23 protein-coding genes are annotated in these 25,746 nt (G+C 65.0%); 5 read left to right on the top strand and 18 right to left on the bottom strand.

Annotation, left to right across the window (positions count from 1 at the left end; all coding sequences use genetic code 11):
• Position 1: 1 nt before the first annotated feature.
• Genes gspG through PSEEN_RS19810 form a run of 6 tightly spaced genes read right to left on the bottom strand, consistent with a single transcriptional unit; the run spans position 2 to position 7,120 of the window.
• Positions 2–436: a type II secretion system major pseudopilin GspG gene (gspG, locus tag PSEEN_RS19785; protein WP_044488392.1), complete on the bottom strand. Its 435-nt coding sequence runs from the start codon at positions 434–436 to the stop codon at positions 2–4.
• 14 nt (positions 437–450) lie between these two features.
• Positions 451–1,653 (bottom strand): type II secretion system inner membrane protein GspF, encoded by a 1,203-nt coding sequence (gspF, locus tag PSEEN_RS19790; RefSeq protein WP_011535337.1) that lies wholly within the window; start codon positions 1,651–1,653, stop codon positions 451–453.
• A gap of 3 nt (positions 1,654–1,656) precedes the next feature.
• Positions 1,657–3,096, bottom strand: a complete 1,440-nt coding sequence (locus PSEEN_RS19795) for a GspE/PulE family protein (RefSeq protein ID WP_011535338.1) — start codon at positions 3,094–3,096, stop codon at positions 1,657–1,659.
• Positions 3,096–5,051, bottom strand: a complete 1,956-nt coding sequence (gene gspD, locus PSEEN_RS19800; protein WP_011535339.1) for a type II secretion system secretin GspD — start codon at positions 5,049–5,051, stop codon at positions 3,096–3,098. Before gspD ends, PSEEN_RS19795 begins: the two co-directional genes overlap by 1 nt.
• Before the next feature lie 3 nt (positions 5,052–5,054).
• Positions 5,055–5,471 (bottom strand): pilus assembly protein PilZ, encoded by a 417-nt coding sequence (locus PSEEN_RS19805; protein ID WP_011535340.1) that lies wholly within the window; start codon positions 5,469–5,471, stop codon positions 5,055–5,057.
• A gap of 5 nt (positions 5,472–5,476) precedes the next feature.
• Positions 5,477–7,120 (bottom strand): bifunctional UDP-sugar hydrolase/5'-nucleotidase, encoded by a 1,644-nt coding sequence (locus PSEEN_RS19810; RefSeq protein WP_044488394.1) that lies wholly within the window; start codon positions 7,118–7,120, stop codon positions 5,477–5,479.
• Positions 7,121–7,343: 223 nt separating this feature from the next.
• Between PSEEN_RS19810 and PSEEN_RS19815 the strand changes: the two genes are divergently transcribed.
• The 3 genes from PSEEN_RS19815 (at position 7,344) to PSEEN_RS19825 (ending at position 11,644) form a co-directional block, all read left to right on the top strand.
• Entirely contained in the window at positions 7,344–9,419 is a 2,076-nt protein-coding gene (locus PSEEN_RS19815; protein ID WP_011535342.1) for a PhoX family protein, read from the top strand.
• A 168-nt stretch (positions 9,420–9,587) separates the two neighbouring features.
• Positions 9,588–10,262, top strand: a complete 675-nt coding sequence (locus PSEEN_RS19820; RefSeq protein WP_011535343.1) for a heavy metal response regulator transcription factor — start codon at positions 9,588–9,590, stop codon at positions 10,260–10,262.
• The gene (locus PSEEN_RS19825) at positions 10,259–11,644 is read left to right on the top strand and encodes a heavy metal sensor histidine kinase (RefSeq protein WP_011535344.1); all 1,386 of its coding nucleotides are present in this window, start codon (positions 10,259–10,261) and stop codon (positions 11,642–11,644) included. The genes PSEEN_RS19820 and PSEEN_RS19825 overlap by 4 nt, the downstream gene beginning before the upstream one ends.
• A gap of 76 nt (positions 11,645–11,720) precedes the next feature.
• On the opposite strand, the gene pdxJ is transcribed toward PSEEN_RS19825, so the two are convergent.
• From pdxJ to rpoE, 10 genes are all read right to left on the bottom strand, one after another.
• Positions 11,721–12,443: a pyridoxine 5'-phosphate synthase gene (gene pdxJ, locus PSEEN_RS19830; RefSeq protein ID WP_011535345.1), complete on the bottom strand. Its 723-nt coding sequence runs from the start codon at positions 12,441–12,443 to the stop codon at positions 11,721–11,723.
• Between the two features lie 62 nt (positions 12,444–12,505).
• The gene (gene recO, locus PSEEN_RS19835; RefSeq protein ID WP_011535346.1) at positions 12,506–13,189 is read right to left on the bottom strand and encodes a DNA repair protein RecO; all 684 of its coding nucleotides are present in this window, start codon (positions 13,187–13,189) and stop codon (positions 12,506–12,508) included.
• A gap of 163 nt (positions 13,190–13,352) precedes the next feature.
• The gene (gene era, locus PSEEN_RS19840) at positions 13,353–14,255 is read right to left on the bottom strand and encodes a GTPase Era (RefSeq protein WP_011535347.1); all 903 of its coding nucleotides are present in this window, start codon (positions 14,253–14,255) and stop codon (positions 13,353–13,355) included.
• Complete coding sequence (gene rnc / locus PSEEN_RS19845; protein WP_011535348.1) at positions 14,248–14,937, bottom strand: ribonuclease III; 690 nt, start codon at positions 14,935–14,937, stop codon at positions 14,248–14,250. Before rnc ends, era begins: the two co-directional genes overlap by 8 nt.
• Before the next feature lie 161 nt (positions 14,938–15,098).
• Positions 15,099–15,953 carry a signal peptidase I gene (lepB, locus tag PSEEN_RS19850; protein WP_011535349.1) on the bottom strand — a complete coding sequence of 285 codons (855 nt, stop codon included), beginning with the start codon at positions 15,951–15,953 and terminating at the stop codon, positions 15,099–15,101.
• Between the two features lie 5 nt (positions 15,954–15,958).
• Positions 15,959–17,758, bottom strand: coding sequence for a translation elongation factor 4 (gene lepA, locus PSEEN_RS19855; RefSeq protein WP_011535350.1), 1,800 nt, complete (start codon positions 17,756–17,758; stop codon positions 15,959–15,961).
• Positions 17,759–18,044: 286 nt separating this feature from the next.
• Positions 18,045–19,451, bottom strand: a complete 1,407-nt coding sequence (locus PSEEN_RS19860) for a DegQ family serine endoprotease (RefSeq protein WP_373694294.1) — start codon at positions 19,449–19,451, stop codon at positions 18,045–18,047.
• Positions 19,452–19,651: 200 nt separating this feature from the next.
• The gene (locus PSEEN_RS19865; RefSeq protein ID WP_011535352.1) at positions 19,652–20,617 is read right to left on the bottom strand and encodes a MucB/RseB C-terminal domain-containing protein; all 966 of its coding nucleotides are present in this window, start codon (positions 20,615–20,617) and stop codon (positions 19,652–19,654) included.
• 12 nt (positions 20,618–20,629) lie between these two features.
• On the bottom strand, positions 20,630–21,220 hold the full coding sequence (locus PSEEN_RS19870; RefSeq protein WP_011535353.1) for a sigma-E factor negative regulatory protein: 591 nt from the start codon (positions 21,218–21,220) through the stop codon (positions 20,630–20,632).
• A 31-nt stretch (positions 21,221–21,251) separates the two neighbouring features.
• Entirely contained in the window at positions 21,252–21,833 is a 582-nt protein-coding gene (gene rpoE, locus PSEEN_RS19875) for an RNA polymerase sigma factor RpoE/AlgU (RefSeq protein ID WP_011535354.1), read from the bottom strand.
• A 438-nt stretch (positions 21,834–22,271) separates the two neighbouring features.
• Between rpoE and nadB the strand changes: the two genes are divergently transcribed.
• Positions 22,272–23,876, top strand: coding sequence for an L-aspartate oxidase (gene nadB / locus PSEEN_RS19880; RefSeq protein ID WP_011535355.1), 1,605 nt, complete (start codon positions 22,272–22,274; stop codon positions 23,874–23,876).
• A 53-nt stretch (positions 23,877–23,929) separates the two neighbouring features.
• On the opposite strand, the gene PSEEN_RS27060 is transcribed toward nadB, so the two are convergent.
• The gene (locus tag PSEEN_RS27060; protein WP_011535356.1) at positions 23,930–24,421 is read right to left on the bottom strand and encodes a protein YgfX; all 492 of its coding nucleotides are present in this window, start codon (positions 24,419–24,421) and stop codon (positions 23,930–23,932) included.
• Complete coding sequence (locus PSEEN_RS19885; RefSeq protein WP_011535357.1) at positions 24,405–24,659, bottom strand: FAD assembly factor SdhE; 255 nt, start codon at positions 24,657–24,659, stop codon at positions 24,405–24,407. The genes PSEEN_RS27060 and PSEEN_RS19885 overlap by 17 nt, the downstream gene beginning before the upstream one ends.
• 132 nt (positions 24,660–24,791) lie before the next feature.
• Between PSEEN_RS19885 and ygfZ the strand changes: the two genes are divergently transcribed.
• Positions 24,792–25,733, top strand: a complete 942-nt coding sequence (ygfZ, locus tag PSEEN_RS19890; protein WP_044488888.1) for a CAF17-like 4Fe-4S cluster assembly/insertion protein YgfZ — start codon at positions 24,792–24,794, stop codon at positions 25,731–25,733.
• Positions 25,734–25,746 lie beyond the last annotated feature (13 nt).

Genomic DNA, 25,746 nt, shown 5'->3' on the forward strand with positions numbered 1-25,746 from the left:
GTCACAACGCCCAGTTGCCCAGGTCGGCATCCAGCCCTTCGCCACCGGGCACACCATCGGCGCCCAGCGAATACACATCGACCCGGCCATGCTCACCAGGCATGCGGTACTGGTACGGCGTGCCCCACGGATCTTCCGGCAGGCGGCGGATATAGCCATCGCTGCGCCAGCTGCGTGGCAGCGGTTCCTGGGTCGGTTTCTTCGCCAGCGCGGCCAGGCCCTGCTCGTTGCTGGGGAAGCGCAGGTTGTCCAGGCGGTACATGTCCAGCGCCTGCTCCAGGGTGGCCAGGTCGGCCATCACCTTCTGCTTCATCGCCTTGTCCTGGTTGCCCAGCACACTGGGCGCAACCACGGCGATCAGCAGGCCGATGATGAAGATCACCACCATGATTTCCATCAGGGTGAAGCCACCCTGGCGCTTGTGTCGTTGCTGCATCGAAGTTCTCCTTGTCACAGTTGCAATCCCTGGTTGAGCTGCATGATCGGCAGCAACACCGCCAGCACGATGAACAGCACCACGCCACCCATCACCAGAATCATCAGCGGTTCGAACAGCGCCATCGCGGTGTCCACCTGGCGGGCGAAGCCGCGCTCCTGGTCATCGGCCACCCGTTCGAGCATGTCGGCCAGGGTGCCACTGGCCTCGCCGCTGCCAACCATGTTCACCAGCAACGGCGGAAACTGGCCTGCGCCGTCCAGCGCCCGGTGCAGGCTGGTGCCGCCCTGCACCTGCAGGCGCACCTGCTCCATCGCCACGCGGATACGCCGGTTGCCGACCGTCTCGGTGGCCACCTGCAACGCCTCGAGCAAGGCCACGCCGCTGCCGCAGAGGATCGCCAGGCTGCGCGCCAGCCGGGCGCTCTCCAGCACCTGCAGTACCTGGCCGATGCGCGGCAGGCGCAGCAGCAGGTCGTCGCGGCGCAGGCACCAGTGGGGCTTGCGCAGCAGCACGCCTGCGAACAGCGTCAGCATGAGCGCCAGCAGCAACAGGTATGGCCCGGCATGGACCAGCCCCTGGCTGAGGCCGATCAGCAACGAAGTAATGAAGGGCAGGCTCTGCCCGGAATGGGCGAATTGTTCGGTGAGCTTGGGCACCACGAAGGTCATCAGGCCGACCACCACCGCCAGCGACACGCCCATCAGCACCGCCGGGTAGATCAACGCGGTGCGCGCCTTGTGCCGCTGGCGTTGCACCTGCTCGAGGTGATCGGCCAGGCGCGCCAGCACCTGGCCCAGGCGCCCCGAGCGCTCGCCGGCCTCGACCAACGCGCAATACAGGCCGGTGAAGGGCTGCCCCTGGCGCGCCAGGCTGCGGGCCAGGCCGAGGCCTTCGGCGAGGGAGCCGCGCAAGGCCACCAGCACGGCGTGCAGGGCCGGCTGGCGCAGCTGCCGTTCCAGGGTGGCCAGGGCGTCGACCAAGGGAATGCCGGCGCCGACCAGGGTTGCCAGCTGGCGGGTCAGCTCGCACAGCTGGGCACGGCTCAAACGCTGGCGCCGTGGCTGGGCCTGGCCGGCTTCATGGCGCTGCAGGTGCCGGGCGAACAACCCCCGCTCGCGCAGCAACTGGCGCGCATGGCGCTCGCTGTCGGCCTGCACGCTGGCCTTGTGCGCCTTGCCGGCGAGGTCCACGGCCTGGTAGCGATAAGTCGGCATAGGTCAGCCCTGCACCACGCGCAACACTTCGGCGAGGCTGGTCTGGCCCTGCGCCAGGCAGTCGGCGGCCATCGCCACCAGGCTCTGCCGGCGACCCTCCAGGTAAGCCTGCATGGCCAGTTCACTCTGGCCGTCGTAGAGCAATGCCACCAGCCCGTCGTCCAGCTCGATGAATTCGTACAACCCCAGGCGCCCGACATAGCCGTTGCCCTGGCAACGCTCGCAGCCCAGCGGGTGGTAGGTTTCGGTCAGTTGCGGCCACAGCTCGCGCTCCGCGCTGTGCAGCGGCCGCGCCACCGCGCAGGTGCACAGCCGCCGCACCAGGCGCTGGGCCAGCACACCGCGCAAGCACGAGGCAATCAGAAACGGCTCGACGCCCATGTCGCGCAGGCGGGTCACTGCGCCCACGGCACTGTTGGTGTGCAGCGTCGACAGCACCAGGTGCCCGGTGAGGCTGGCCTGCACGGCGATCTGCGCGGTTTCCTGGTCGCGAATCTCACCCAGCATGATCACGTCCGGGTCCTGACGGAGAATGGCCCGCAGACCGCTGGCGAAGGTCAGCCCGGCCCGTGGGTTGATGGCGGTCTGGCCGATGCCGGCGATGGCGTACTCAACAGGGTCTTCGACGGTGAGGATATTGCGGCTGCCGTCGTTCAGGCTGTTGAGGCTGGCATACAGGGTGGTGGTCTTGCCCGAGCCGGTGGGGCCGGTGGACAGTACGATGCCGTTGGGCCGCGCCAGGCAGCTGCGCAGGCCGCGCAACACGGCGGCGGGCATGCCCAGGTTGTCCAGCGCCAGCAGGCTGGCCTGCTTGTCGAGCACCCGCATCACCACCCGTTCGCCGTGGATGCCGGGCAGGGTCGAGACACGCACGTCCACCTCGCGCCCGGCGGCGCGCAGGGTGATGCGGCCGTCCTGGGGCTGGCGCTTTTCGGCGATGTCCAAACGGGCCATCACCTTGATTCGCGACACCAGCATCGCCGACAGCGCCCGTGGCGGGCGCAGTACTTCGCGCAGGTGACCGTCGACCCGCAGGCGCACCACCAGGCTCTGCTCGAAGGTTTCGATATGGATATCCGAGGCGCGCAGGCGCAGGGCCTGGCCGAACAGGCCGTTGATCAGGCGGATCACCGGCGCTTCGTCGTCGCTTTCCAGCAAGTCCTCGATACGCGGCATCTCGCTCATCAGGCTGTCGAGGTCGACCTGTTCGCCGATGCCTTCGATCAACGCCTCGGTCGCCGCCTCGCCGGCCTGGTAGAGCTGGCCGAGACGCTCGTCGAACTGAGCGTCGTCAAGGTGTTCCAGCGCACTTGGCTGGCCATGGACCCGCAACAGCTCCTGGAGCTGGTCGCTGTCGGCGTCGCTGCGCAGCCACAACTGCCAGCCGCCTTCGGCAGGCGCCATGGCCAGGCCTGTCTGGCGCGCCAGGCGATAAGGCAGCATCACCAGTCACCGCCGTCGAGCCGCGCGCGGCTGGCCGGGAACGCCTGCAGCAACGGCATGCCTTCGGCCAGCGCCGGCAGCTTGAGCGATGTGCCCTGTTGCAAGCTTTGGTATTTCTGCTGGCTGAGCCCGGCCAGGCTCTCGCCATCGCGCAGGATGCGTGGGCGGATGAACACCATCAGGTTCTGCTTGGTGCCCTTGCTGGCGTCGGAACGGAACAGCCGGCCCAGGCCGGGAATATCGCCGAGCAGCGGCACGCGCTGGTTGCTGGTGCTGCGCTCGTCACTGATCAACCCGCCGAGGATCACCAGGCCGTTGTCCTCGACCATGACCTTGGTCTTGATCTCGCGTTTGTTGGTGATCACATCGCTGGCAGCGCGAGACTCGGCGATCGACGACACTTCCTGGACGATGTCCAGGCGCACGCTGTTGTCGACGTTGACCTGCGGCTTGATGCGCAGCTTCACCCCCACTTCCTTGCGCTCGATGGTCTGGTAGGGGTTGGCGTTGTTCTGGGTGACGGAGCCGGTGACGAAGGGCACTTCCTGGCCCACCAGGATCGACGCCTCGGCGTTGTCGAGGGTCAGCAGGGTCGGGGTGGACAACAGGTTGAAGCCGCTGTTGCCCTTGAGCGCGTTGACCAGCATGGCGAAGTTGAAGCCACCGCCGAAATGGCCGAAGCCGGCCGTGGCGCCGGTGGTCGCCGACAGCAGCTTGCCAAGCTTTGCGTTGTCGCCACTGCTGGCCGCACCCGCGATGCTGGCGATGTTCACCCCGTTGCTGCCGAAGTTGACGATGCCCGCGCCGAATTTTTCGTCGGCGAACAGCCATTGCACACCCAGCTCCTGGGCGCTGCTGTCGGACACTTCGGCGATGATCGCCTCGACCACCACCTGCGCCCGGCGGATATCCAACTGTTCGACGATGCTACGGTAGGCGGCCAGCTCGCTGTCGGGGCCGACCATGACCACGGCATTGGTGCCCTCTTCATATTCGAGGCGGATGCCGGAATCGCTGGCCGCCTGCAACGGCTTGTCCTTGCCATCGCCCTCGCCGCCTTCGGCCGGCACCGCGCCCGACTGGCTCAGCCCACGCAGCACCTTGACCACTTCGGCGGCATTGGCGTGGCGCAGGTACATCACCTGGGTGTTGCTGCTGTGCAGGTTTTCACTTGGCCGGTCCAACTGGGCGAGCAAGGCGCGCACGCGCTCGCGGCTGTCGGCGCTGCCGCGTACCAGCAGCGCGTTGCTGCGCGGGTCGGCGACCACCTGGGCGCCATCGGCGCCCTGCTCGCGGGCCAACAGTCGGGTCACCAGCCCCGCCGTGTCGGCGGCGCTGGCATGCTTGAGCGGCATCACCTGCAACGGCTCGTCACTGACCTGGTCGAGCTGGCGCAGCAGGCTGTCGATACGTTCGAGGTTGCTGCGCCAGTCGGTGACCACCAGCAGGTTGGCGGCCGGGTATGGCGTGATCACCCCGACCCGCGGGTCGATCAGCGGCTTGAGGATATTAAGCATCTGTTCGCTGGCAGCGTTACGCACATTGAACACCCGAGTGGCCACGCCATCGCTGCCTTCGGACTTCTTGCCCGGCCGTTCCACCGGCACCGGCTCCAGGCGCGCGGCCTGGTCGGGGACGATCTTCACGCTGCCGTTGGGCAGGTCCACCGTGGCAAAACCCTGGGCGCGCAGCTGGGCCAGGAAGATGTCGTAGATGGCGTCGGCATCATGGCGATCGACCGTGCGCACGGTGACCTTGCCCTGCACCCGCGGGTCGACGATGAAGGTGGTGCCGGTGATGCGCGACACGCTGTCGATGAACTCGCCCAGCTCGGTGTCGACGAAATTCACCTCATACAGCGGCGTGCCGTCGTCGGCGAACACTTCCGGCTCCTCGGCCCAGGCCAGGGACAGGCACAGGGTCAGCAACCCAGCCACGCAGTACCGTGTGATCATCATTCATCCTTGGCGCTTGAAGCCGGTCACGGCGGGGCGTGGCGGCCAGGGCAGGCGCTCGCGCCGCCCGTGGTTGTCGAAAATCAGGCCCTGGGCGTCGATGTCCTGCAGCACGATACCCGGCGCCAGGCGCTGGCCACGGCCCAGGGTGCGGACCTGCTCGCCGTGACGCAGCACCACCACGCTGGCCGACAGGGGCTGGGCCTTGAGCCCGCCCAGGTAATGAAGAGGCAAGCGGGTCAGCGGAATGACGCCGTCGTCCACCGGTGCCTGCCAATGCCCGACCAGCAAGCCCGGCAGCAGCGCCTCGGCCTGCTGCGCGGCCTGGGCCGGTTGCGGCTGGCGGCTGAGCAGCAGCACGCATTGCGCCGCCAGCCAGCCGGCGAGGGTCAGCAACAGACCCGTGACGATGCGCGGCATACCGATCACACCGCCCCCTGGCGCGGATGCCAGCCAGGGTGGCCCTGCACGTAGCGCACGTCGGGCAGTTGCAACGGTGTCAGGTGCCAGCCCGGCGCCTGCCGCGCCAGCCAAGCCTCGACGGTTTGCCACAACGGCACGCCCGCCTGGGCATCGACATGCAGGCCGAAGGTCCGGCACAACCCCTGCACAGGTTCGAACCCGACAATGCGCTTGCCGGTCGGGCTGTAGTTCACGTGCCAGGCTTGGGTCTGCCAGCGGGGCAGGTCCTGGCTGTTGTCCAGCAGCAGCGGGTCGCCGAACAACTGCTCGGCGGCGTTCTCCAGCACCTGCTCGACGGGTTGCGCGGGCACTTCGAGCACCGGTGCGGGGTAGCCACCAGTCAGGCTGATCAAGTGTTCACGGGTAATGGATTCACCGGCCTGCACGGGGAAGTCGTAGCGCAGGCCGGGAAGCAGCACCGGCATGCTCGAACCATCGGCCAGGGCCTGGTGCAACAGGTTGTCCCAGCTGCCGCCACGGGTATCGCGACGCCACAGCGCCTGTGGGGCCCGGGCCAAAGGCTGGTCGAGCCAGGCGGCATGGCCGCTGCGCTGTTGTTGCAGCACGCCGCGCAACTGACCGGCCCGGGCCAGGGTGGCAGGCGGGAGGCTTTGCTCGAACGCGGGGTAGAACCGGGCGTCGAACTGCCATTGCCCGCCCGCCTGCCGGCAACGCAGGCGAAACGCGCCACTGGCCCGACACCCGGCGAACAGCACTGGCACCCGCCGCCCACTGGCCTGGGTAACCTGCACTGGCGCAGGCCACAGATCCTGGCCCCGGGCGCACAGCAGCACGTCAATTTCAGGAATACGCTCGGCCAGCCACAGCCCCGGCCCACTGCCGACATCGGCCAGGGCCACCACCAGGTCGCCCTCGCGACGCGCCTGCTGGAAGCTGGGCAACAACGCCTGGTACCACTGCTTGAGGGAAGCTTTCTGGTCCTGGGCATAGGGGTCGGTGACACCGACCACCGCCACCCGCACACCGCCGCGCTGGAACACGTGCACACCCGCGACCCCCAGCGCCTTGGCCTGCTCGCTGGCCAGACCCGCGCCCAGGGTAATAGAAGAAGACTGTCGGTACAGCACCGTGCTGCGCTGCGGCCAGAGTACGCGTTCGTCGCTGCTGACCCGCGCCTCGCTGCCCAGCAACTGGCTGCCCTGCACCCCACTCTCACCTTGGGTGAGGTAGGCCAGGCCACTGCCGTTCCAGCACTGACCGTTCTCCAAGGTCAGGCAGCGCTCGGCACCGGCCTCGCCACGCAATTGTTCGAGCAGCGCCGCCAGCACCGCGTAGCCCCCCGTGCGAGCCTGCGCGGCCTGGTCGGCATCGAGCAACGGCGCCAGCTCCGGTTGCGCGACGCGGGCATTCGGGCCGCTCATCCAAGGCGCGCGGCCCAGGTGGCTCACCGGACCCAGGCGGGTCGCCGGGACCACGGCCTGGCCAGGCTGGCGGGCGTCCAGCGTGTCAGCCACGTACAGCAGGTCCACCGACCGCTCACCGCCAGCACCGGGCAGCGGCAGCGCGGAACAGGCGCCGAGCAGCGGTGCCAGCGCACCGATGCCCATCCAGCCAATCACGTCCCGCCTGCCCATGTTGCTTGCCATCGACCCCGCCATCCTTATCCGAGTACACATTGGGTCCCGGATAGTGCGGCGTTCTCGTGACAGTTTAATGGCAGAAAAGCGCTGTTAATTCCAAAGCATTATTTATTCAACCCGATTAAGAACCGCCCGTTTTAACGGCGCGTCACATTTCTGCAAATCAATCATCATACTTACGCCCTAAAGTCGCTGTTTCCTCCCACTCAGCCAACATAAGGACACCCTGATGAGTCGAGAATCCGGCGACAACCTGGACCGCAACCCAAGCGACAACCTGCCGATGGCCAGCGTCATGGACGCCTACCTGAGCCGTCGGAGCGTGGTGCGCGGCAGCCTGGGCGCGGCCATCGCGATGATCGCCGGCGCAGGCCTGAGCGGCTGCTTCGACAGCGGCGGCGGCTCCAACCATGACGACCCGGTCAGCGAACCACCGGTGACCACCCCGGACCCGAAGCCGGAAAAACCCAAGCTCAAGCTCGGCTTCAATTCCATCGCCGGCTCGCGCACCGACGCCTGCGTGGTCGCCGCTGGCTATAGCGCTTACGTGCTGGCGCCCTGGGGCACGCCCATCAACAGCAACGGCAACCCCTGGAAATCCGATGGCAGCAACACCGCCACCGACCAGGCCAACGCCATGGGCATGCACCATGACGGCATGCACTTCTTCCCCATCAACGGCAGCTCCGACGACGGCTTGCTGGCGATCAACTTCGAGTACATCGACACCGCGGCCCTGCACCCGGCCGGCCCGACCACCGACGCCAGCGGCAAGCGCCCGGCCGAGGAAGTGCGCAAGGAGATCAACGCCCACGGTGCCGGCGTGGTACGCCTGACCAAGGTCAACGGCCGCTGGCAGGTGATCCAGAACGACCCGCTCAACCGCCGTTTCACCACCGCCTCGCTGATGAACATCGCCGGCCCCCTGCGTGGCACCGACCACGTCAAGACCAAGTTCTCGCCCAGCGGCACCCAGTGCCGCGGCACCAACAACAACTGCGGCAACGGCTACACCCCGTGGGGCACCTACCTGACCTGCGAGGAAAACTGGCCCGGCATCTTCGTCAACAAGGGCACCCGCCCGGCCAACCAGACCCGCATCGGCGTGGGCAGCTCCAGTGGCCAGTACAAATGGGAAAGCGCGGCCGGCGATGCCAGCGAAGTGGCCGACGAATTCGCCCGTTTCAACATCACCCCGACCGGTGCCGGCGCCACCAGCGACTACCGCAACGAGGCCAGCACCTACGGCTACATCGTCGAGATCGACCCGTACAACAGCGCCACCCTGGCCGTGAAGCGCACCGCGCTCGGCCGCTTCCGCCACGAAGGCTGCTGCCCCGGCCTGCCGGTGGCGGGCAAGCCGCTGGTCTGGTACACCGGCGACGACTCCAACAACGAATACCTCTACAAATTCGTCTCCGACGCAGTCTGGGACCCGGCCGACGCCAACCCCGCCGACCGCCTGGCCACCGGCGCCAAGTACATGGACAAGGGCAAGCTCTACGTGGCGCGCTTCAACGCCGACGGCAAGGGCGTGTGGCTGCTGCTCGACGTCGCCACCCCGACCACCAACGGCAGCACCCTGGGCGCCCTGTTCGGCGACCTGCCGGGGATCATCCTCAACACCCGTGGCGCCGCCGACGCCGTGGGCGCGACGCCCATGGACCGCCCCGAGTGGACCGCCGTCAACCCGCTCAACGGCGACGTCTACCTCACCCTCACCAACAACAGTGCGCGCACCGCCGCCAAGGTCGATGCCGCCAACCCGCGCGGGCCGAACCGCCACGGCCATATCATCCGCTGGCACGACAGCGACGATCACAAGAGCTTCACCTGGGACATCTTCGTGTTCGGCGCCAACGCCGCCGGCGCCCCGGACATCAACCGCTCCGGCCTGACCGAACTGAACCAGTTCGCCAGCCCCGACGGCATGAGCTTCGATAGCCGTGGCGTACTGTGGTTCGAGACCGACAACGGCGAAACCACCCTGACCAACTACACCAACGACCAGCTGCTGGCGGTGATCCCCACCGACCTGGTCGACGCCACGGGCAAGCAGGTCCCGATCAACGCCACCAACCAGGCCGACCTGCGGCGCTTCTTCGTCGGGCCAAATGGCTGCGAAGTGACCGGTATCACCTTCACCCCGGACAACAAGACGTTGTTCATCAACATCCAGCACCCGGACAACTGGCCCTACACCGACAAGGCCACCGATACCACCCCAGCCGGCAGCACGGTGCGCCCACGGGCCGCGACCGTGGTGATCCAGCGCAACGACGGCGGCGAGATCGGCACCGCCTGACCACGTGGATCGAGGGGCGCTCCGCGCCCCTTTCAGCCACATGACCCGCCCATTACAGATCGGTTATCTGCGCGGATTCGCTCGCCACATGTCGTAACATCGCTGCGCTTGACCCTGATACAGCTACAGGGTTGAGAATCGCCGCCTTTCTTCCGACCGAGCCCGACCATGCGCCTACTGATCATCGAGGACGAACCCCGTACCGCCGACTACCTGCAGCAAGGGCTGCGCGAAAACGGCTACGTGGTCGACTGCGCCCACACCGGTACCGACGGCCTGCACCTGGCCCGCCAGCAGCCCTACGACCTGGTGATCCTCGACGTCAACCTGCCCGAACTGGACGGCTGGGGCGTGCTGCAGCGCCTGCGCGCAGAATCGTCCACGCGGATCATGATGCTTACCGCCCACGGCCGCCTGGCCGATCGGGTCAAGGGCCTGGACCTGGGCGCCGACGACTACCTGCTCAAGCCTTTCGAGTTCCCCGAACTGCTGGCGCGTATCCGTAGCCTGTTGCGGCGCAACGACCAGCACCTGCAACCCAGCACCCTGAAGGTCGCCGACCTGGAGCTCGACCCCGGCCGCCATCGCGCCTGGCGCGGTGGCCAGCGCATCGACCTGACCGCCAAGGAGTTCGCCCTGCTGCACCTGCTGATGCGCCAGAGCGGCGAGGTGCTGTCGCGCACCCAGATCATCTCGCTGGTGTGGGACATGAATTTCGATTGCGACACCAACGTGGTCGAGGTGTCGATCCGCCGCCTGCGGGCGAAGATCGACGACCCCTTCGAGGACAAGCTGATCCACACCCTGCGCGGTGTCGGCTATGTGCTCGAGGCCCGGCCTTGAAACGCGCCAGCCTGTCCCTGCGCCTGGGCCTGACCGTCACCCTGCTGGGCGCGGCGCTGGTGCTGCTGCTCGCCTGCCTGGCGGTGTTCGCCCTCGACCACGAGTTGGACAGCCGCGCGCGCAAGGACCTGGCGCGCAAGATGCTGCAGGTCGAGCACAACCTGCGGGTCGACCTGCGCAGTGACGACCTGGGCACCCGCGCCCATCCGCTGCTCGACCTGGTGATGGGGCACGACAACCTCAGCCTCAGCGTGATGGCCGTCAATGCACGCCACCCGGCCCTGATCAGCCTCGGCCCGGCGATGCAGTCACAGCATCTTCTGACGCTGGAAGTCGACGCCCGGCTGACCTTCCATGAATGGCGAGATGCGGACGGCAAGCAGATCCTCACCGCCAGCAGCCTGATGCGCCTGCGCGACGACACCCCGGTCAAGGTGCTGATGTCGCTCAATCGCGACGACGACAATGCACTGCTGCAGGCGTACCTGAACTCCACCCTGCTGGCCCTGCCGTTGTTGCTGCTGTTGATCGGCATCGCCGCCTGGAAACTGGTGCAGCGCGGCTTGCGCCCCCTACGGCACTTCCGCCGCATCGCCGGCCAAGTCTCGGCCCAGGACCTGGGTCATCGTTTGCCCGACAGCGACCTGCCCGTGGAACTGGCCGACCTGGCCCGGGCGATCAATGTCATGCTCGACCGCCTCGACGAGGGGGTGCGCCAGCTGTCGCAGTTTTCCGACGACCTGGCCCATGAACTGCGCACCCCAATCGGCAACCTCATGGGCAAGGCCCAGGTGACACTGGCCCGCGAGCGAGATGGCGAGCGTTATCGAGAAGCGTTGGAAGACAGTGTCGAAGAACTCACCCGGCTCAACCGCATCATCAACGACATGCTGTTCCTCGCCCAGGTCAGCCAGCCGCAGACACAAGTAGTCCTATCGCCCGTGGCGCTGGCCGACGAAGTGGCTCGGGTAAGCGAGTTGTTTGCGTTCAGTGCCGAGCTCAAGGACATCATCTTGAAACGCCAGGGTTGGGGCACGGCGCTGGTCGACCGACTGATGTTCCAACGGGCACTGTCGAACCTGTTGAGCAACGCCCTGCGCCACAGCCCGGAAGGCCAGCCGGTAACCGTGGGCATCGAACGGCGGGGGAACGAGGTAGCGGTCTGGGTGGAGAACCAGGGGCCGGGAATAGCCGAGGCGCATCAACCACACCTGTTCGAGCGGTTCTACCGGGTGGGTGCCGGGCGTTCGCGGCTGGAAGGTGGAACCGGGTTGGGGTTGGCGATCGTGAAGTCGATCATGCAGTTGCATGGCGGGCGGGTCGAGGTGTGTAGCCAGCCCGAAGGGCCGACACGCTTCACCCTGGTGTTCCAGGCCGAATAGGCGGGTTCGCCGGCAAGCCGGCTCCTACAGTGGGAATTGCGCATGCCCGTAGGAGCCGGCTTGCCGGCGAACAAGGTCAACGCGAAGCCGCGACGATCAGCGCCTTCATCTCCGCCACCGCCGCCTTGAAGCCAACGAACAAAGCGTGAGCCACCAGCGCATGGCCGATGTTCAGCTCGTTGATACCCTTGATCGCAGCGACCGCCTCGACGTTGTGATAATGCAGGCCATGCCCGGCATTGACGATCAGGCCCTGCCCCACGCCAAAGGCGACGCCATCGACGATGCGCTTGAGCTCTTCGGCCACGTCGGTCGGGGTTTCGGCATCGGCGTAACGCCCGGTGTGCAACTCGATGGCCGGGGCCCCCACACGACGCGAGGCCTCGATCTGCCGTTCGTCGGCATCGATGAACAACGACACTTCAGCGCCCGTACGCGACAGGCGCTCCACCGCCGCCTTGATTCGCGCTTCCTGGCCGGCCACGTCCAGGCCACCTTCGGTGGTCAGCTCCTGGCGGGTTTCCGGCACCAGGCAGATATGCGCCGGGCGAATCTTCTCGGCGAAAAGCATCATCTCCTCGGTGACGCCCATCTCGAAGTTCATGCGGGTCTGCAGCACGTCCTTGAGCAGCAGCACGTCGCGCTCCTGGATGTGCCGACGGTCCTCGCGCAAGTGCACGGTAATGCCGTCGGCACCCGCTTCCTCGGCGTCCAGCGCGGCCTTGACCGGGTCCGGATAGCGGGTGCCCCGGGCCTGGCGCAGGGTCGCCACGTGGTCGATGTTGACACCGAGAAGCATGCGGTTGCTGTGAGTCACGAAAGGGCTCTCCTGAAGATTGAGGCCCACAGCATACGTCGTGCTCAACGCTTGCGAAACAGTTCCCGGCTGACCAGCGGCTTTGTGCCCAGGTGCACCGCCAACGCCTGGCGCATCAGGCGCTTGGCCGCCAGCAAGGCGCCCGGCGCGTCCCAGTCGGCCTCGGCCAGCGCCAACAGCTCGCTGCCCTTGAACAATCCAGGCTGGAACAGCTCGACCCGCTCTAGTCCGGCATCCACCCGCAGGCGGTAGAGGCCGTCGGCAACCACCGCTGCATCATTGACGTCCTGGCTCAGGGAGAAGGCGTACCCCAGCTCATCCAACAGGCGCCATTCGAACGAGCGCAGCAACGGCTCCAGCGGCCGCCCGGCCGCCAGGGCCTGCAAGGTCAGGGTGTAGTGTTCGAACAGTGCGGGGTACGGTGCTTCCGCCGGCAGCAGGCGCATCAGCAGCTCATTGAGGTACAGCCCGCTGAACAGCGCGTCGCCATGCAGCCAGGCGGCGATGCCGGTGCTATCGAGGCGCCCGACGTTCTTCAACTCGCCACGCCCGCGCAATTCGACTTCAAGCGGCACGAATGGCCGTACCAGGCTGCCACCCTTGCCCCGCGCCCGGCGCAGCACCGCCCGCACCCGACCCTGTGGGGTGAGGAAGTCCACCAGCGCACTGGTTTCCTTGTAGGCGCGGCTGTGCAGTACGTAGGCGGGTTGGGGGGCTGGTTGTTCCATGACGATCTCTGAACCCGAGTTTGACGCAGCCACTGTTGGAGCGGCCTTCAGCCGCGAAAGGGCTGCGCAGCAGCCCCAAGATCTCGACTGCTACGTGGATCCTGGGGCCGCTTCGCGCCCCTATCGCGGCGGAAGGCCGCTCCTACAGAGAAAGTGCGTGGGCTTACAGGTCGCCGTAACCCAGCGAACGCAGGGCACGTTCGTCGTCGGACCAGCCGCCTTTGACCTTGACCCAGAGGTTGAGCATGACCTTGGAGTCGAACAGCACTTCCATGTCCTTGCGCGCCTCGGAACCGATGCGCTTGATGCGCTCGCCCTTGTCGCCAATGATGATCTTCTTCTGGCCGTCGCGTTCGACGAGGATCAGCGCATGGATGTGCAGCACATGGCCCTGCTGCTTAAACTCTTCGATTTCCACGGTGATCTGGTACGGCAGCTCCGCCCCCAGCTGACGCATGATCTTTTCGCGTACCAGCTCAGCCGCGAGGAAGCGGCTGCTGCGGTCGGTGATCTGGTCTTCCGGGAAGAAGTGATCGTTTTCCGGCAGGTGCTTGGCGATCTGCGCTTCCAGCGCATCGAGGTTGTGCCCCTGCTGCGCGGAAATCGGCATGACTTCAGCATTCGGCAGTTGTTCCTGCAGCCACTGAAGGTGCGGGATCAGCTCGGCTTTCTCTTCCATGCGGTCGGTCTTGTTGACCGCGATGATCAGCGGGCCTGTCACGTACTGCACGCGCTCGAGCACCAACTGGTCCTCGTCGGTCCAGCGGGTACGGTCGACCACGAAGATCACCACGTCGACGTCTTTCAACGCCGCCGAGGCATTGCGGTTCATGTAGCGGTTCAGCGCTTTGTCATTCGCTTTGTGCATGCCGGGGGTGTCGACATAGATCGCCTGCACGTCACCCTCGGTCTTGATGCCGAGCATGTTGTGGCGGGTGGTCTGCGGCTTGCGCGAGGTGATCGCCAGCTTCTGCCCGAGGATGTGGTTGAGCAGCGTCGACTTGCCGACGTTGGGGCGGCCGACAATGGCGACGTAGCCGCAACGGGTCGAAGTGTTCTCAGTCATTGCCATTCTCCACGCCCAGGGCGATCAGTGCGGCGGCGGCGGCGACTTGCTCGGCGATACGCCGGCTCACGCCCTGCCCGCGGCTTTTCTTGTTCAGCAGGACCACTTCGCATTCGACGAAGAAGGTCCGGCAGTGCGGTTCGCCCTGGATATCCACCACTTCGTAACGCGGCAGCTCGCAGGCACGCGACTGCAGGAACTCCTGCAGGCGGGTCTTGGGGTCTTTGTTGGTGTCGACCAGGGTGAGCCCGTCGAACTCGTCGGTCAGCCAGGCCAGGATGCGCTCGCGCGCAGTCTGCATGTCGGCGTCCTGATAGATCGCGCCGATCAGGGCTTCCAGGGCGTCGGCCAGAATCGACTCGCGGCGGAAACCGCCACTTTTGAGCTCACCCGAGCCCAGGCGCAGGTAGTCGCCCAGGTCGAAGCCGCGGGCCAGGCGCGCCAGCGTCTCGCCTTTGACCAGGCGTGCACGCAGACGCGACAGCTGGCCCTCGCGGGCCTGGGGGAAGCGCTCGAACAGCGCCTCGCCGACCACGAAGTTGAGGATGGCATCGCCGAGGAATTCCAGACGCTCGTTGTTGCGCCCGGCATAGCTGCGATGGGTCAGGGCCAGCAGCATCTGGTCCTGATTCTTGAAGGTATAGCCGAGCTTGCGCTCCAGGCGGTCAAGGGAAGCGCTCATGGGGCCACCCCTACAATGTTCAACGCGTTGTTCAAATCAACATCCTGAAAGACGGTGTGGCTGTGATCTGACGCCGGAAACGGCGAAATCTCTCGCTCCCTGAGAACACAGCCTATGTCAGAAATGCAATCGGCGCCGTCCGTGGACAGCGCCGTCGATGCTCAATGGATCAAGCCGACCCGCGACAGGTTCGGGAGGTGGCTCAGCTTGGGTTCCGGCCAGCTCATCCAGACTGCGAACGCCTTGCCGACGATGTTCCGATCCGGAACCATGCCGTGCAGTTCCTTGGGAATGTTCGGATCATCCCAGAAACGGCTGTCGTTGGAGTTGTCGCGGTTGTCACCCATCATGAAGTAGTGACCGGCCGGCACGGTCCATTGCTGGTCCGGCGGCATGCGATAGCGGGTCATTTCCTTGCGGATCAGGTGCTCGGCTTCGCCGAGTTTTTCCTTGTACAGCTCGGCGCTGCCCAGGGTGCCCGGCTCGCTGCCGACCAGTTGCTCGGCGATCGACTGGCCGTTCACGAACAGGCGCTTGTCGCTGGTGTAACGCACCTGATCGCCCGGCAGGCCAACCACACGCTTGATGTAGTTGACGTTCGGGTCGCTTGGGTAGCGGAACACCATCACATCCCCGCGCTGCGGATCACCCACCTCGATGACTTTCTTGTCGATCACCGGCAGGCGAATGCCGTAGGAGAACTTGTTCACCAGGATGAAGTCGCCCACTTCCAGCGTCGGTTTCATCGAACCCGACGGGATCTGGAACGGCTCGACCAGGAACGAGCGCAGCACCAGCACGATGAACAGTACCGGGAAGAACGACTTGCCGTATTCAACCAGCAAGGGCTCCTTGTTCAGACGTTCGACCACGGCCAGCTCGGGCTGGCTGACGCTGCCCTGGTAGTTGGTGATCGCCGCCCGCCGGCGCGGAGCCAGGAACAGCAGGTCGATCAGACCCAACAGGCCACAGACAGCGACGGCGATGACAAGCAACAGCGGGAAATTTAGCGACATAGGACCTAGCTATCCAACCTGAGCACGGCGAGGAAGGCTTCCTGTGGAATCTCCACGTTACCCACCTGTTTCATGCGTTTCTTACCGGCCTTCTGCTTCTCCAGCAGCTTCTTCTTACGGCTGACGTCGCCACCGTAGCACTTGGCCAGTACGTTCTTTCTGAGCGCCTTGACGGTTGTCCGCGCGATGATCTGGCCGCCAATGGCTGCCTGGATCGCCACGTCGAACATCTGCCGAGGGATCAGTTCCTTCATCTTTTCGGTCAACGCACGACCTTTGTAGGCGGCGTTGTCGCGGTGCACGATCAAGGCCAGGGCATCGACCTTGTCACCGTTGATCAGCACGTCCAGCTTGACCAGGTTGGCCGACTGGTAGCGATCGAAATGATAGTCCAGCGAAGCGTAGCCGCGGCTGGTCGATTTCAGGCGATCGAAGAAGTCCAAGACCACTTCGTTCATCGGCAGGTCGTAGCGCACCTGCACCTGGCTGCCGAGGAACTGCATGTCGCGCTGCACGCCACGCTTCTCGATGCACAGGGTGATGACGTTGCCCAGGTGCTCCTGGGGTACCAGGATGGTCGCGGTGACGATCGGCTCGCGGAAATCGTTGACCGCCGAGACGTCCGGCAGCTTCGACGGGTTATCGACGGTGATGGTTTCGCCGGTCTTGAGCTCGAGCTCGTAGATCACGCTCGGGGCGGTGGTGATCAGGTCCAGGTCGTATTCGCGCTCCAGGCGCTCCTGGATGATCTCCATATGCAGCATGCCGAGGAAGCCGCAGCGGAAGCCGAAGCCCAGGGCGTCGGAGCTTTCCGGCATGTATTGCAGCGACGAGTCGTTCAGCGTGAGCTTCTGCAGGGCGTCGCGGAAGTCCTCGAAGTCGTCGGAGCTGACCGGGAACAGGCCGGCGTAGACCTGCGGCTGGATCTTCTTGAAGCCTGGCAGCACTTCGACTTCAGGCGTGTTGGACAGGGTCAGGGTGTCGCCCACTGGCGCGCCGTGAATGTCCTTGATGCTGGCGATGATGAAGCCTACTTCGCCGGCTTTCAGATCAGCGGTTTGCGTGTGTTTCGGGGTGAATACACCGACGCTGTCGACCAGGTGCACCTTGCCGGTGGACTTGACCAGGATCTTGTCGCCCTTCTTGACGCGGCCCTGGCGCACGCGCACCAGCGAGACCACGCCCAGGTAGTTGTCGAACCAGGAGTCGATGATCAGTGCCTGCAGCGGCGCATCGATCTCACCTTCTGGCGCTGGAATGCTCTGTACCAGACGCTCGAGCACCTCGTCGACGCCCATGCCGCTCTTGGCACTGCAGGCCACGGCGTCGGTGGCGTCGATGCCGATGATCTTCTCGATCTCGTCCTTGACGCGGTCCGGGTCGGCCTGGGGCAGGTCCATCTTGTTCAGCACGGGCATGACTTCCAGGCCCTGCTCGATGGCGGTGTAGCAGTTGGCGACCGACTGTGCCTCGACGCCCTGGCCGGCATCGACCACCAGCAGTGCACCCTCACACGCCGCCAACGAGCGCGAGACTTCATAGGTGAAGTCGACGTGGCCGGGGGTGTCGATGAAGTTCAGCTGGTAGGTCTTACCATCCTGCGCCTTGTAGTGCAGCGTGACGCTGTGGGCCTTGATGGTGATCCCGCGCTCGCGCTCCAAGTCCATGGAATCGAGGACCTGGGCTTCCATTTCGCGCGCCGTCAGGCCACCGCACATCTGGATGAAACGGTCGGCCAGCGTCGACTTGCCATGGTCGATGTGGGCGATGATGGAGAAATTGCGGATATGACTCAAATCACTCACGGGTCAACACTCGAAAAGGCTGCGAGCCGGACGCCCGCCGAAAAATAGCCGGGAATTGTACCTCAAGCTGCGGGGATATGGGAGATTCCTCTATCAGTTGCGCCCGTGTTCGCCGGCAAGGCCGGCTCCTACAGCATTTGCAGCCTGCCCGGTCCCGTAGGAGCCAGCCTTGCTGGCGAATCAGGCAACGCGATGGATGGATGACGCCCACCTGGAACAGGGGCTGATTGTTTGCTTTACGAAAAAAGGGCAGCCGAAGCTGCCCTTTTCCTACTTCAGAACCCGCTTATTCAGCCAGTTTGAAGGTAATGAAGCTCGCACGCCCCTGGCGCAGCACACGCATGGACACCGACCGGTTCTTCGGCAGCTCCTTGGCGATTTCAGTAAACTGCTTGGCCGAAGCGATGGCCTGGTTGTTCAGGTGGCTGATGACATCGCCCGGACGCAGGCCAATCAGTGCCGCCGGGCCATCCTGGACTTCCTTGATGACCACGCCGCCCTTGAGCTCCAGCGTCTTCTTCTGCTCGGCGCTCAGGTCGGCCACGGACACGCCCAGGCGGTTGCTGCTGCGCTCGGCGCTGCCGTCGGCCCCCAGACCTGCGCCGATGTCGGCGTCATCTTCCGGCAGTGCGCCGATGGTGATGTCGAGGTTCTGGCGCTTGCCGTTGCGAATGATCTCAAGCTTGGCCTTCTCGCCGTCCTTGAGGCTGCCGACCAGGTGCGGCAGGTCGGCGGACATGATGATCGGCTGGCCGTTCATGCTCAGGATCACGTCACCCACCTGCAGGCCGCCCTTGGCCGCCGGGCCGTTTTCCAGGACCTGGGCCACCAGGGCGCCGGCCGGCTTGTCCAGGCCGAAGGATTCAGCCAGGTCCTTGTTGACCTCCTGGATCACCACGCCCAGCCAGCCACGGCTGACCTTGCCATCTTTCTTCAGCTGGTTCGACACATCGATCGCCACATCGATCGGGATGGCGAACGACAGACCCATGAAACCGCCGGAACGGGTGAAGATCTGCGAGTTGATACCCACCACTTCGCCCTTCATGTTGAACAGCGGGCCACCGGAGTTGCCCGGGTTGATCGCCACGTCGGTCTGGATGAACGGCACGTAGGTGTCGTTGGGCAGGGTACGGCCCTTGGCACTGACGATACCTTTGGTCACCGAGTGATCGAAGCCGAACGGCGAACCGATGGCCAACACCCACTCACCCACTTTCAGCTTCTCGGAGTCACCCAGCTTGACGGTCGGCAGGTTCTTGCCCTCGACCTTGAGCAAGGCCACGTCGGTGCGCGGGTCGGTGCCGACCAGCTTGGCTTGCAACTCGCTGCGGTCGGACAGGCGGACGATGATCTCGTCGGCGTCGGCCACCACGTGGTTGTTGGTCAACACGTAGCCATCGTCGGAGATGATGAAGCCCGAGCCCAGCGACTGCGCCTCGCGCTGGCGGTCGCCACGGGGCGAGCGTGGTTGCTGCGGCATGTTGCGCTCGAAGAACTCGCGGAACATCGGTGGCAGGCCTTCGAGGTCGGGCATTTGCCCGGCGGCGATGCGGCGGTCCGGCAGCTTTTGCTTGGTACTGATGTTGACCACCGCCGGCGAGGCCTGCTCGACCAGGGTGGTGAAGTCCGGCAGGGACTCCTCGGCCTGGGCACTGAGCACCTGGCCGAGCATGAGCACGGCGGCGAACATCGAGAGATAGGTTTTCAAGCGTGGTATTGACATACGGCTCCCGTCACAACGAGCGTAGTTAGCAGTAAGGTCCCTGCAGAAGCAGGAAAGGCCAGACTCCGAGAAGCCTGACCTATAGAAAATTTGCGGCAGGATTGCAAATGACAATGCCTTAATTTCATGTCAGCTCTGTGTAACAAGAGCTGTCAGGAGGCACGCCGTCATTGACGCGCCTGGGCATCCTGGGCCCGCATCGACAGGGCGACACGCTCGGCGGTGCCCAGGGGGATCTCGCCGACCACGGTAACCATCACCTTGCCTTTGGGGGTGGTGAGCCGGCGCGACACCGCCACGGTCGGGCCGAGTTGCGTGCGGATATCGTTGCCGCCACTGTCACTGATCGGTTCGAGGAAAACCGAGAAGCGTGCCAGGCCATCGTCATACATCAGGCTGCTGACCGTGCTCTTGCGCTCCGGGTCGCGACGCACGGCACTGCTGATCAATTCAAAACCAGGTGGCAGCCAGTCGGAGCGCCAGCCCGCGACCGCTTCGGACGAAGTGGTCGCGACATGCTCAACAGGCTTGCACGCCGCGCTGGCGCTGAGGTCGGCATCGGTCGGCTGGTCGTCGGTATCCAGGCGGGTCATCTGGAAGCGTTCGAGCAACTGGCCCTTGTCGTTGAGCATCAACGACCGCAAGGGCAGGCCGGTACGACGGTCCAGATGCAGTTCGAACGCATAGCGGTGCTGGTCGCGCGGGGTGAGCGTGACGATCACCGCGTCGCGGTCGGCGACGCGGGACTTGCCGGCCACGCTCAGGTCATACCAGCCCATCAGTTTCAGAGGATCGAGCACACGCGGCGCGGAATCAGGCGGTGAACCCACTCCGCTGGCCAGGGCACCACTGACGCATTGCACCTTGCCATCGACCCGAACGATTTCCTGGGCAGCGCCATCGAGCTGCAACAACCGCTCGCTGACCTTGCCATCGCGCACGCGATGCCAGATATCGTGGGTGGAGAAGCTGCCATTGCGTTCATAGACGAAGGCGCCCTGGTAACTCTGCTCTTGTTCAGCTCGTGCCAGCCTGTTCAGCCACTCGCTCGCCTCAGGCGAGGAGTTGGCCGCCAGGGCCTGCACCGTCAGGCTGCTGCCAAGCAGCAGCGACAGGAGAGGTAGCGCGCGCATGATCCTCCTTAATTAGCGGTTTTCCAGGCTGGCGGCGCGGGCGTAAGGGAGTGCGGTCTCGTTACCCTTGAGTGCCGATTCCTGGGCATGCTGGCGCAGATAGCCCGGCAGGCGCTGATCCCAGCCGGCCTGGTTCTGCAGGACACCGTTGGCCATCGGGCCAGTCGGTTGTTCGCTGCTTTCACTATAGCCTGCCAAAACAGCCGGGCCCTGGGTCTGAGGCATGCTCAGGCCTTGTTGCACAGGCTGCTGGGCGGCCAGTTCGGCGCCAGTGATCTCGTCCTGGTTGTAGAAGCGCACGCCTGCCAGCACAGCGACGGTTACCGAAGCGGCCACGGCCAGGCGGCCGATGCTGCGCCACGGGCCCTGCTTGACCTTTACTGGCACGGCCTCGTCGGCCAGCGCCGCGGACACCGCCGAGGCGATATCCAGCTTGGGCAGCAGCAGTTCCTTGTGCATCGCCGCGCGGGCGACCTGGTAACGCGACCAGGTGGCACGGGTTTCGGCATCGTCCGCCGCGTTCAGCACGCGACGCAGTTCAAGCTCGTCCGCTTCGTTATCCATCACCGCGGACAGCGATTCCTGCAAAGCTTCACGACTCATGGCGGTTCCTCTCTTGGCTATCGCCGCTGTCTCAGGATTCCTGCAACAACGGTTGCAGGGCTTTATCTATGGCCTCCCGAGCGCGAAAAATTCGAGAGCGCACGGTACCCACCGGACATTGCATGACGCTGGCAATGTCTTCGTAACTCAGACCATCGAACTCACGCAGGGTCAGTGCCGTGCGCAAATCTTCCGGCAGTTGCTGGATGGTGCGATGGACAGTGCCTTCGATTTCATCCCGCAACAACGAGCGCTCTGGGGACTCGAGATCCTTGAGACCATGATCGCCGTCGTAAAACTCCGCATCCTCGGAGCTCACATCGCTGTCAGGTGGCCGCCTTCCACGGGACACCAGATAGTTCTTCGCCGTGTTGATGGCGATGCGGTACAGCCAGGTATAGAACGCACTGTCACCGCGAAAATTACCGAGCGCCCGGTACGCCTTGATAAAGGCTTCCTGCGCCACGTCTTGCGCTTCATGGGTGTCGTGGACAAAACGCACGATCAACCCGAGAATCTTGTGCTGGTACTTCAACACCAACAGATCGAACGCTCGCCTGTCGCCGCGCTGCACGCGCTCGACAAGCTGCTGATCCTCTTCCTGGGTTAGCATGAACACTCCTCAGTGAACTCGAAGGAGCGTTGCGACAGCCATCGTTCAGGCTTGCAAACATAGACTCGGGCTTTGCGCAAAAGTTCTCCCCTCCAAGCAAGTTTCCTGCGGCCCTCGGTCGGCTCGCACGAAAGACGCGGCGCGGTCACGGCCGGCAGCGTCGATAATCTGGTTTCATACACGCAGGTGTCAGCCCGGGATAGAGCTGCCGCCCTGCGTCGCCGCGACAAAATGTGGCGTGCGGGCAGCCTTCATAGGATTTGCGCCAGCGCCGGAAAGTTCCCCGGGACGTCGCCATTGCTCCGCAAGCGCCATTGGAAATCAGGCCCCCGGGGCTGCTATAAAGGCATCCCCGGCCAGGTTTCACGATAGTTTCACAATGCCATCTGCGCCCGACTATTGTGCCGTGCCCCCTCCAAAGAATACTAGTGTCCTGACATGAGCAAACAATTCCAACATGATGTCCTGGTGATTGGCAGTGGTGCCGCCGGTCTCAGCCTGGCACTGAACCTCCCTGGCCACCTGCGTATCGCCGTGCTGAGCAAGGGCGACCTGGCTAATGGCTCGACCTTCTGGGCCCAGGGCGGTGTCGCCGCGGTGCTGGACGACACCGACACCGTGCAATCCCATGTCGAGGACACTCTCAACGCCGGGGGTGGCTTGTGCCACGAAGACGCAGTGCGCTTCACCGTCGAGCACAGCCGCGAAGCCATTCAATGGCTGATCGAGCAAGGCGTGCCGTTCACCCGCGACGAACACTACAGCGTCGACGATGGCGGTTTCGAGTTCCACCTGACCCGCGAGGGCGGCCACAGTCACCGGCGCATCATCCATGCCGCCGACGCCACGGGTGCGGCCATTTTCACCACCCTGCTGGAACAGGCGCGCCAGCGCTCGAACATCGAACTGCTCGAACAACGCGTGGCGGTAGACCTGATCACCGAGCGCCGCCTGGGCCTGGAAGGCGAACGTTGCCTCGGCGCCTACGTGCTGGATCGCAACACGGGCGAAGTCGATACCTTCGGCGCCCGCTTCACCGTGCTGGCCACGGGCGGCGCGGCCAAGGTCTACCTCTATACCAGCAACCCCGACGGCGCCTGCGGCGACGGCATCGCCATGGCCTGGCGCGCCGGTTGCCGGGTGGCGAACCTGGAGTTCAACCAATTCCACCCGACCTGCCTGTACCACCCGCAGGCCAAGAGTTTCCTCATCACCGAAGCCCTGCGTGGCGAGGGCGCGCTGCTGCGCCTGCCTAACGGCGAGCGCTTCATGCCGCGCTTCGACCCCCGTGAAGAGCTGGCGCCACGCGATATCGTCGCCCGTGCCATCGACCACGAGATGAAGCGCCTGGGCGTGGACTGCGTGTACCTGGACATCAGCCACAAGCCGGCGGACTTCATCAAGGGCCACTTCCCCACCGTTTACGAACGCTGCCTCACCTTCGGTATCGACATCACCCGCCAGCCGATCCCGGTGGTGCCCGCGGCGCACTACACCTGCGGCGGGGTGATGGTCGATGAGCGTGGCCACACCGATGTACCGGGCCTGTACGCGATCGGCGAGACCAGTTTCACCGGCCTGCACGGCGCCAATCGCATGGCCAGCAACTCCCTGCTCGAGTGCTTCGTCTACGGCCGCGCCGCCGCCACCGACATCGAGGCGCACCTGGAACAGGTCGCCATGCCCCGTGCCCTGCCCTGCTGGGATGCCAGCCAGGTCACCGATTCGGACGAAGACGTGATCATCGCGCACAACTGGGATGAACTGCGGCGATTCATGTGGGACTACGTGGGGATCGTGCGCACCAGCAAGCGCCTGCAACGTGCCGAGCACCGGGTACGCATGCTGCTGGCCGAGATCGACGAGTTCTACAGCAACTACAAGGTCAGCCGCGACCTGATCGAGCTGCGCAACCTGGCACAGGTGGCCGAGCTGATGATCCGTTCGGCGATGCAGCGCAAGGAGAGCCGGGGGCTGCATTACACGCTGGATTACCCAGGCATGCTGCCCGACGCCAAGGACACGATCCTCAGCCCGGGATGAACGCGATCGAGGTAGGCGCCAGCCTTGCTGGCGAACCGGGATCAACGCAGGCCTCAGGTCCGGGGGTGACGCCGTTCGCCAGCAAGGCTGGCTCCTACAGGTTCAGACCACCTGCGCCGGCTGAATTTCAGCCGCACTCTCAGGCGGCGATGCTCATCAGGGGCAAGTGCGTCATTGGCAACACACTGGCCCTGCCCCAACCACCGCCCCTGGCGAACGAAACGCAGTACCACCAATCCCGGCAACGCCACGCTATCCCGACATAGCCGCACCGGCTGCCAGCCTCGGGCCCGGCAATACAGCCGCCAGCCTTGCGCGTCACGACGCAGGCCGGTGATGGCTTCAGGATGAGTCAGCAAGATCCGGCGGGGAATGGCCCAGCATGCATGGGCGAGGCAGGCAATCAGCAAAAGGCCGCACAACCAGGCGGGTATCGCAACCACGGCAAGCGTGATGAGCGCCAGCGCCAGGCTGGCGAGGTAGGCCGTCAGCAGGCGCCTAGAGCCCTGCCAACGGCACTCGAAGCTGTCACTTGGGCTGGACACGGTCCAGGATGATGCGGACCATGCGCTGCAGCTCCGGGTCTTCCGATTCGCTGCGCTCCATGAACCAGCCGAACATGTCCTGGTCTTCGCAGGTCAGCAGCCGACGGTACAACGCCCGGTCATCTTCGCTCAGGCTTGGGTAGACTTCCTGGGTGAAGGGGACCAGCAGCACGTCCAGTTCCAGCATGCCGCGGCGGCTGTGCCAGAAAAGCCGGTTGAGTTCAGTTTGTTCGACCATGGGGCCCTCCTCGAATGGTCGCGCAGTATACCGCGCAGCGGACGAAGCGACACAGGGCGTTGGTCTAGTCACCTACCTATTTTGTTACTGGCGTTCTATGATGGCCGCCAGTCTTTAGCTACCGCGATGACCATGGCCGATTCCGTTTTCTTCTGTACGCTCTCCCACGAAGGCATCCTCGCAGTCCGCGGCTCCGACGCCGGCAAGTTCCTGCAAGGCCAGCTGACCTGCAACCTCAACTACCTCAGCGACGACCACGCGAGCCTCGGCGCGCGCTGCATGGTCAAGGGCCGCATGCAGTCGAGCTTCCGCATCCTGCCCGAAGGCAATGGCTACCTGCTGGCCATGGCCAGCGAGCTGCTCGAGATGCAATTGGCCGACCTGAAGAAGTACGCAGTATTCTCCAAGGCCACCCTGGCCGACGAAAGCGCGGCCTGGGTGCGCTTCGGCCTGCAGCAGGGCGATAACGCGCTTCAGGCACTGGGCCTGGAGGTACCGGGCGAAACCGGCGCGACGGTTCGCCATGAAGGCCTGATCGCCGTGACTGCTTCCACCGGCCGCGTGGAACTGTGGGCACCCGCCGACCAGGCCGCCAACGTTCGTGAAAAGCTCGCCGCGCAGCTGCCTGAAGGCACCCTCAACGACTGGCTGCTGGGCCAGGTCCGCGCCGGCATCGGCCAGGTCATGGGCCCCACCCGCGAACTGTTCATCCCGCAGATGATCAACCTGCAGGCGGTCGATGGCGTGAGCTTCAAGAAAGGCTGCTACACCGGCCAGGAAATCGTCGCGCGCATGCAGTACCTGGGCAAGCTCAAGCGTCGCCAGTACCGCCTTGCGCTCGACGAGACAGCGGTACCCGCGCCGGGCGCCGAGATCTTCTCGCCCACCCACGGCTCGTCGGTCGGCGAGGTGGTGATCGGTGCCAGCAGCGGCAATGCCGTCGAACTGCTGGCTGTGCTCAGCGCCGACGCGGTGGCCGATGACAACCTGCACCTGGGCAGCCTGGAAGGTCCGCGCCTGACACTGCTTGACCTGCCTTACGAACTGGACCGCGACCGGGAAATCCAGCGCTGACCAGCCCGCCCCG

Source organism: Pseudomonas entomophila L48, from assembly GCF_000026105.1.
Classification (GTDB): Bacteria; Pseudomonadota; Gammaproteobacteria; order Pseudomonadales; family Pseudomonadaceae; genus Aquipseudomonas; species Aquipseudomonas entomophila.

What these genes read in the sequence shown, in the direction of transcription:
- PSEEN_RS19885 (WP_011535357.1), bottom strand. Translation starts at nt 24,659, where the DNA reads ATGGTCGAACAAACTGAACTCAACCGGCTTTTCTGGCACAGCCGCCGC.
- recO (WP_011535346.1), bottom strand. Translation starts at nt 13,189, where the DNA reads ATGGAACAACCAGCCCCCCAACCCGCCTACGTACTGCACAGCCGCGCC.
- lepB (WP_011535349.1), bottom strand. Translation starts at nt 15,953, where the DNA reads ATGTCGCTAAATTTCCCGCTGTTGCTTGTCATCGCCGTCGCTGTCTGT.
- gspF (WP_011535337.1), bottom strand. Translation starts at nt 1,653, where the DNA reads ATGCCGACTTATCGCTACCAGGCCGTGGACCTCGCCGGCAAGGCGCAC.
- PSEEN_RS19820 (WP_011535343.1), top strand. Translation starts at nt 9,588, where the DNA reads ATGCGCCTACTGATCATCGAGGACGAACCCCGTACCGCCGACTACCTG.
- nadB (WP_011535355.1), top strand. Translation starts at nt 22,272, where the DNA reads ATGAGCAAACAATTCCAACATGATGTCCTGGTGATTGGCAGTGGTGCC.
- PSEEN_RS19815 (WP_011535342.1), top strand. Translation starts at nt 7,344, where the DNA reads ATGAGTCGAGAATCCGGCGACAACCTGGACCGCAACCCAAGCGACAAC.
- ygfZ (WP_044488888.1), top strand. Translation starts at nt 24,792, where the DNA reads ATGGCCGATTCCGTTTTCTTCTGTACGCTCTCCCACGAAGGCATCCTC.
- gspD (WP_011535339.1), bottom strand. Translation starts at nt 5,051, where the DNA reads ATGATCACACGGTACTGCGTGGCTGGGTTGCTGACCCTGTGCCTGTCC.
- PSEEN_RS19860 (WP_373694294.1), bottom strand. Translation starts at nt 19,451, where the DNA reads ATGTTCGCCGCCGTGCTCATGCTCGGCCAGGTGCTCAGTGCCCAGGCC.
- rnc (WP_011535348.1), bottom strand. Translation starts at nt 14,937, where the DNA reads ATGAGCGCTTCCCTTGACCGCCTGGAGCGCAAGCTCGGCTATACCTTC.
- gspG (WP_044488392.1), bottom strand. Translation starts at nt 436, where the DNA reads ATGCAGCAACGACACAAGCGCCAGGGTGGCTTCACCCTGATGGAAATC.
- pdxJ (WP_011535345.1), bottom strand. Translation starts at nt 12,443, where the DNA reads ATGCTTCTCGGTGTCAACATCGACCACGTGGCGACCCTGCGCCAGGCC.
- PSEEN_RS19810 (WP_044488394.1), bottom strand. Translation starts at nt 7,120, where the DNA reads ATGGCAAGCAACATGGGCAGGCGGGACGTGATTGGCTGGATGGGCATC.
- PSEEN_RS19795 (WP_011535338.1), bottom strand. Translation starts at nt 3,096, where the DNA reads ATGCTGCCTTATCGCCTGGCGCGCCAGACAGGCCTGGCCATGGCGCCT.
- era (WP_011535347.1), bottom strand. Translation starts at nt 14,255, where the DNA reads ATGACTGAGAACACTTCGACCCGTTGCGGCTACGTCGCCATTGTCGGC.
- rpoE (WP_011535354.1), bottom strand. Translation starts at nt 21,833, where the DNA reads ATGCTAACCCAGGAAGAGGATCAGCAGCTTGTCGAGCGCGTGCAGCGC.
- PSEEN_RS19865 (WP_011535352.1), bottom strand. Translation starts at nt 20,617, where the DNA reads ATGCGCGCGCTACCTCTCCTGTCGCTGCTGCTTGGCAGCAGCCTGACG.
- PSEEN_RS19805 (WP_011535340.1), bottom strand. Translation starts at nt 5,471, where the DNA reads ATGCCGCGCATCGTCACGGGTCTGTTGCTGACCCTCGCCGGCTGGCTG.
- PSEEN_RS19870 (WP_011535353.1), bottom strand. Translation starts at nt 21,220, where the DNA reads ATGAGTCGTGAAGCTTTGCAGGAATCGCTGTCCGCGGTGATGGATAAC.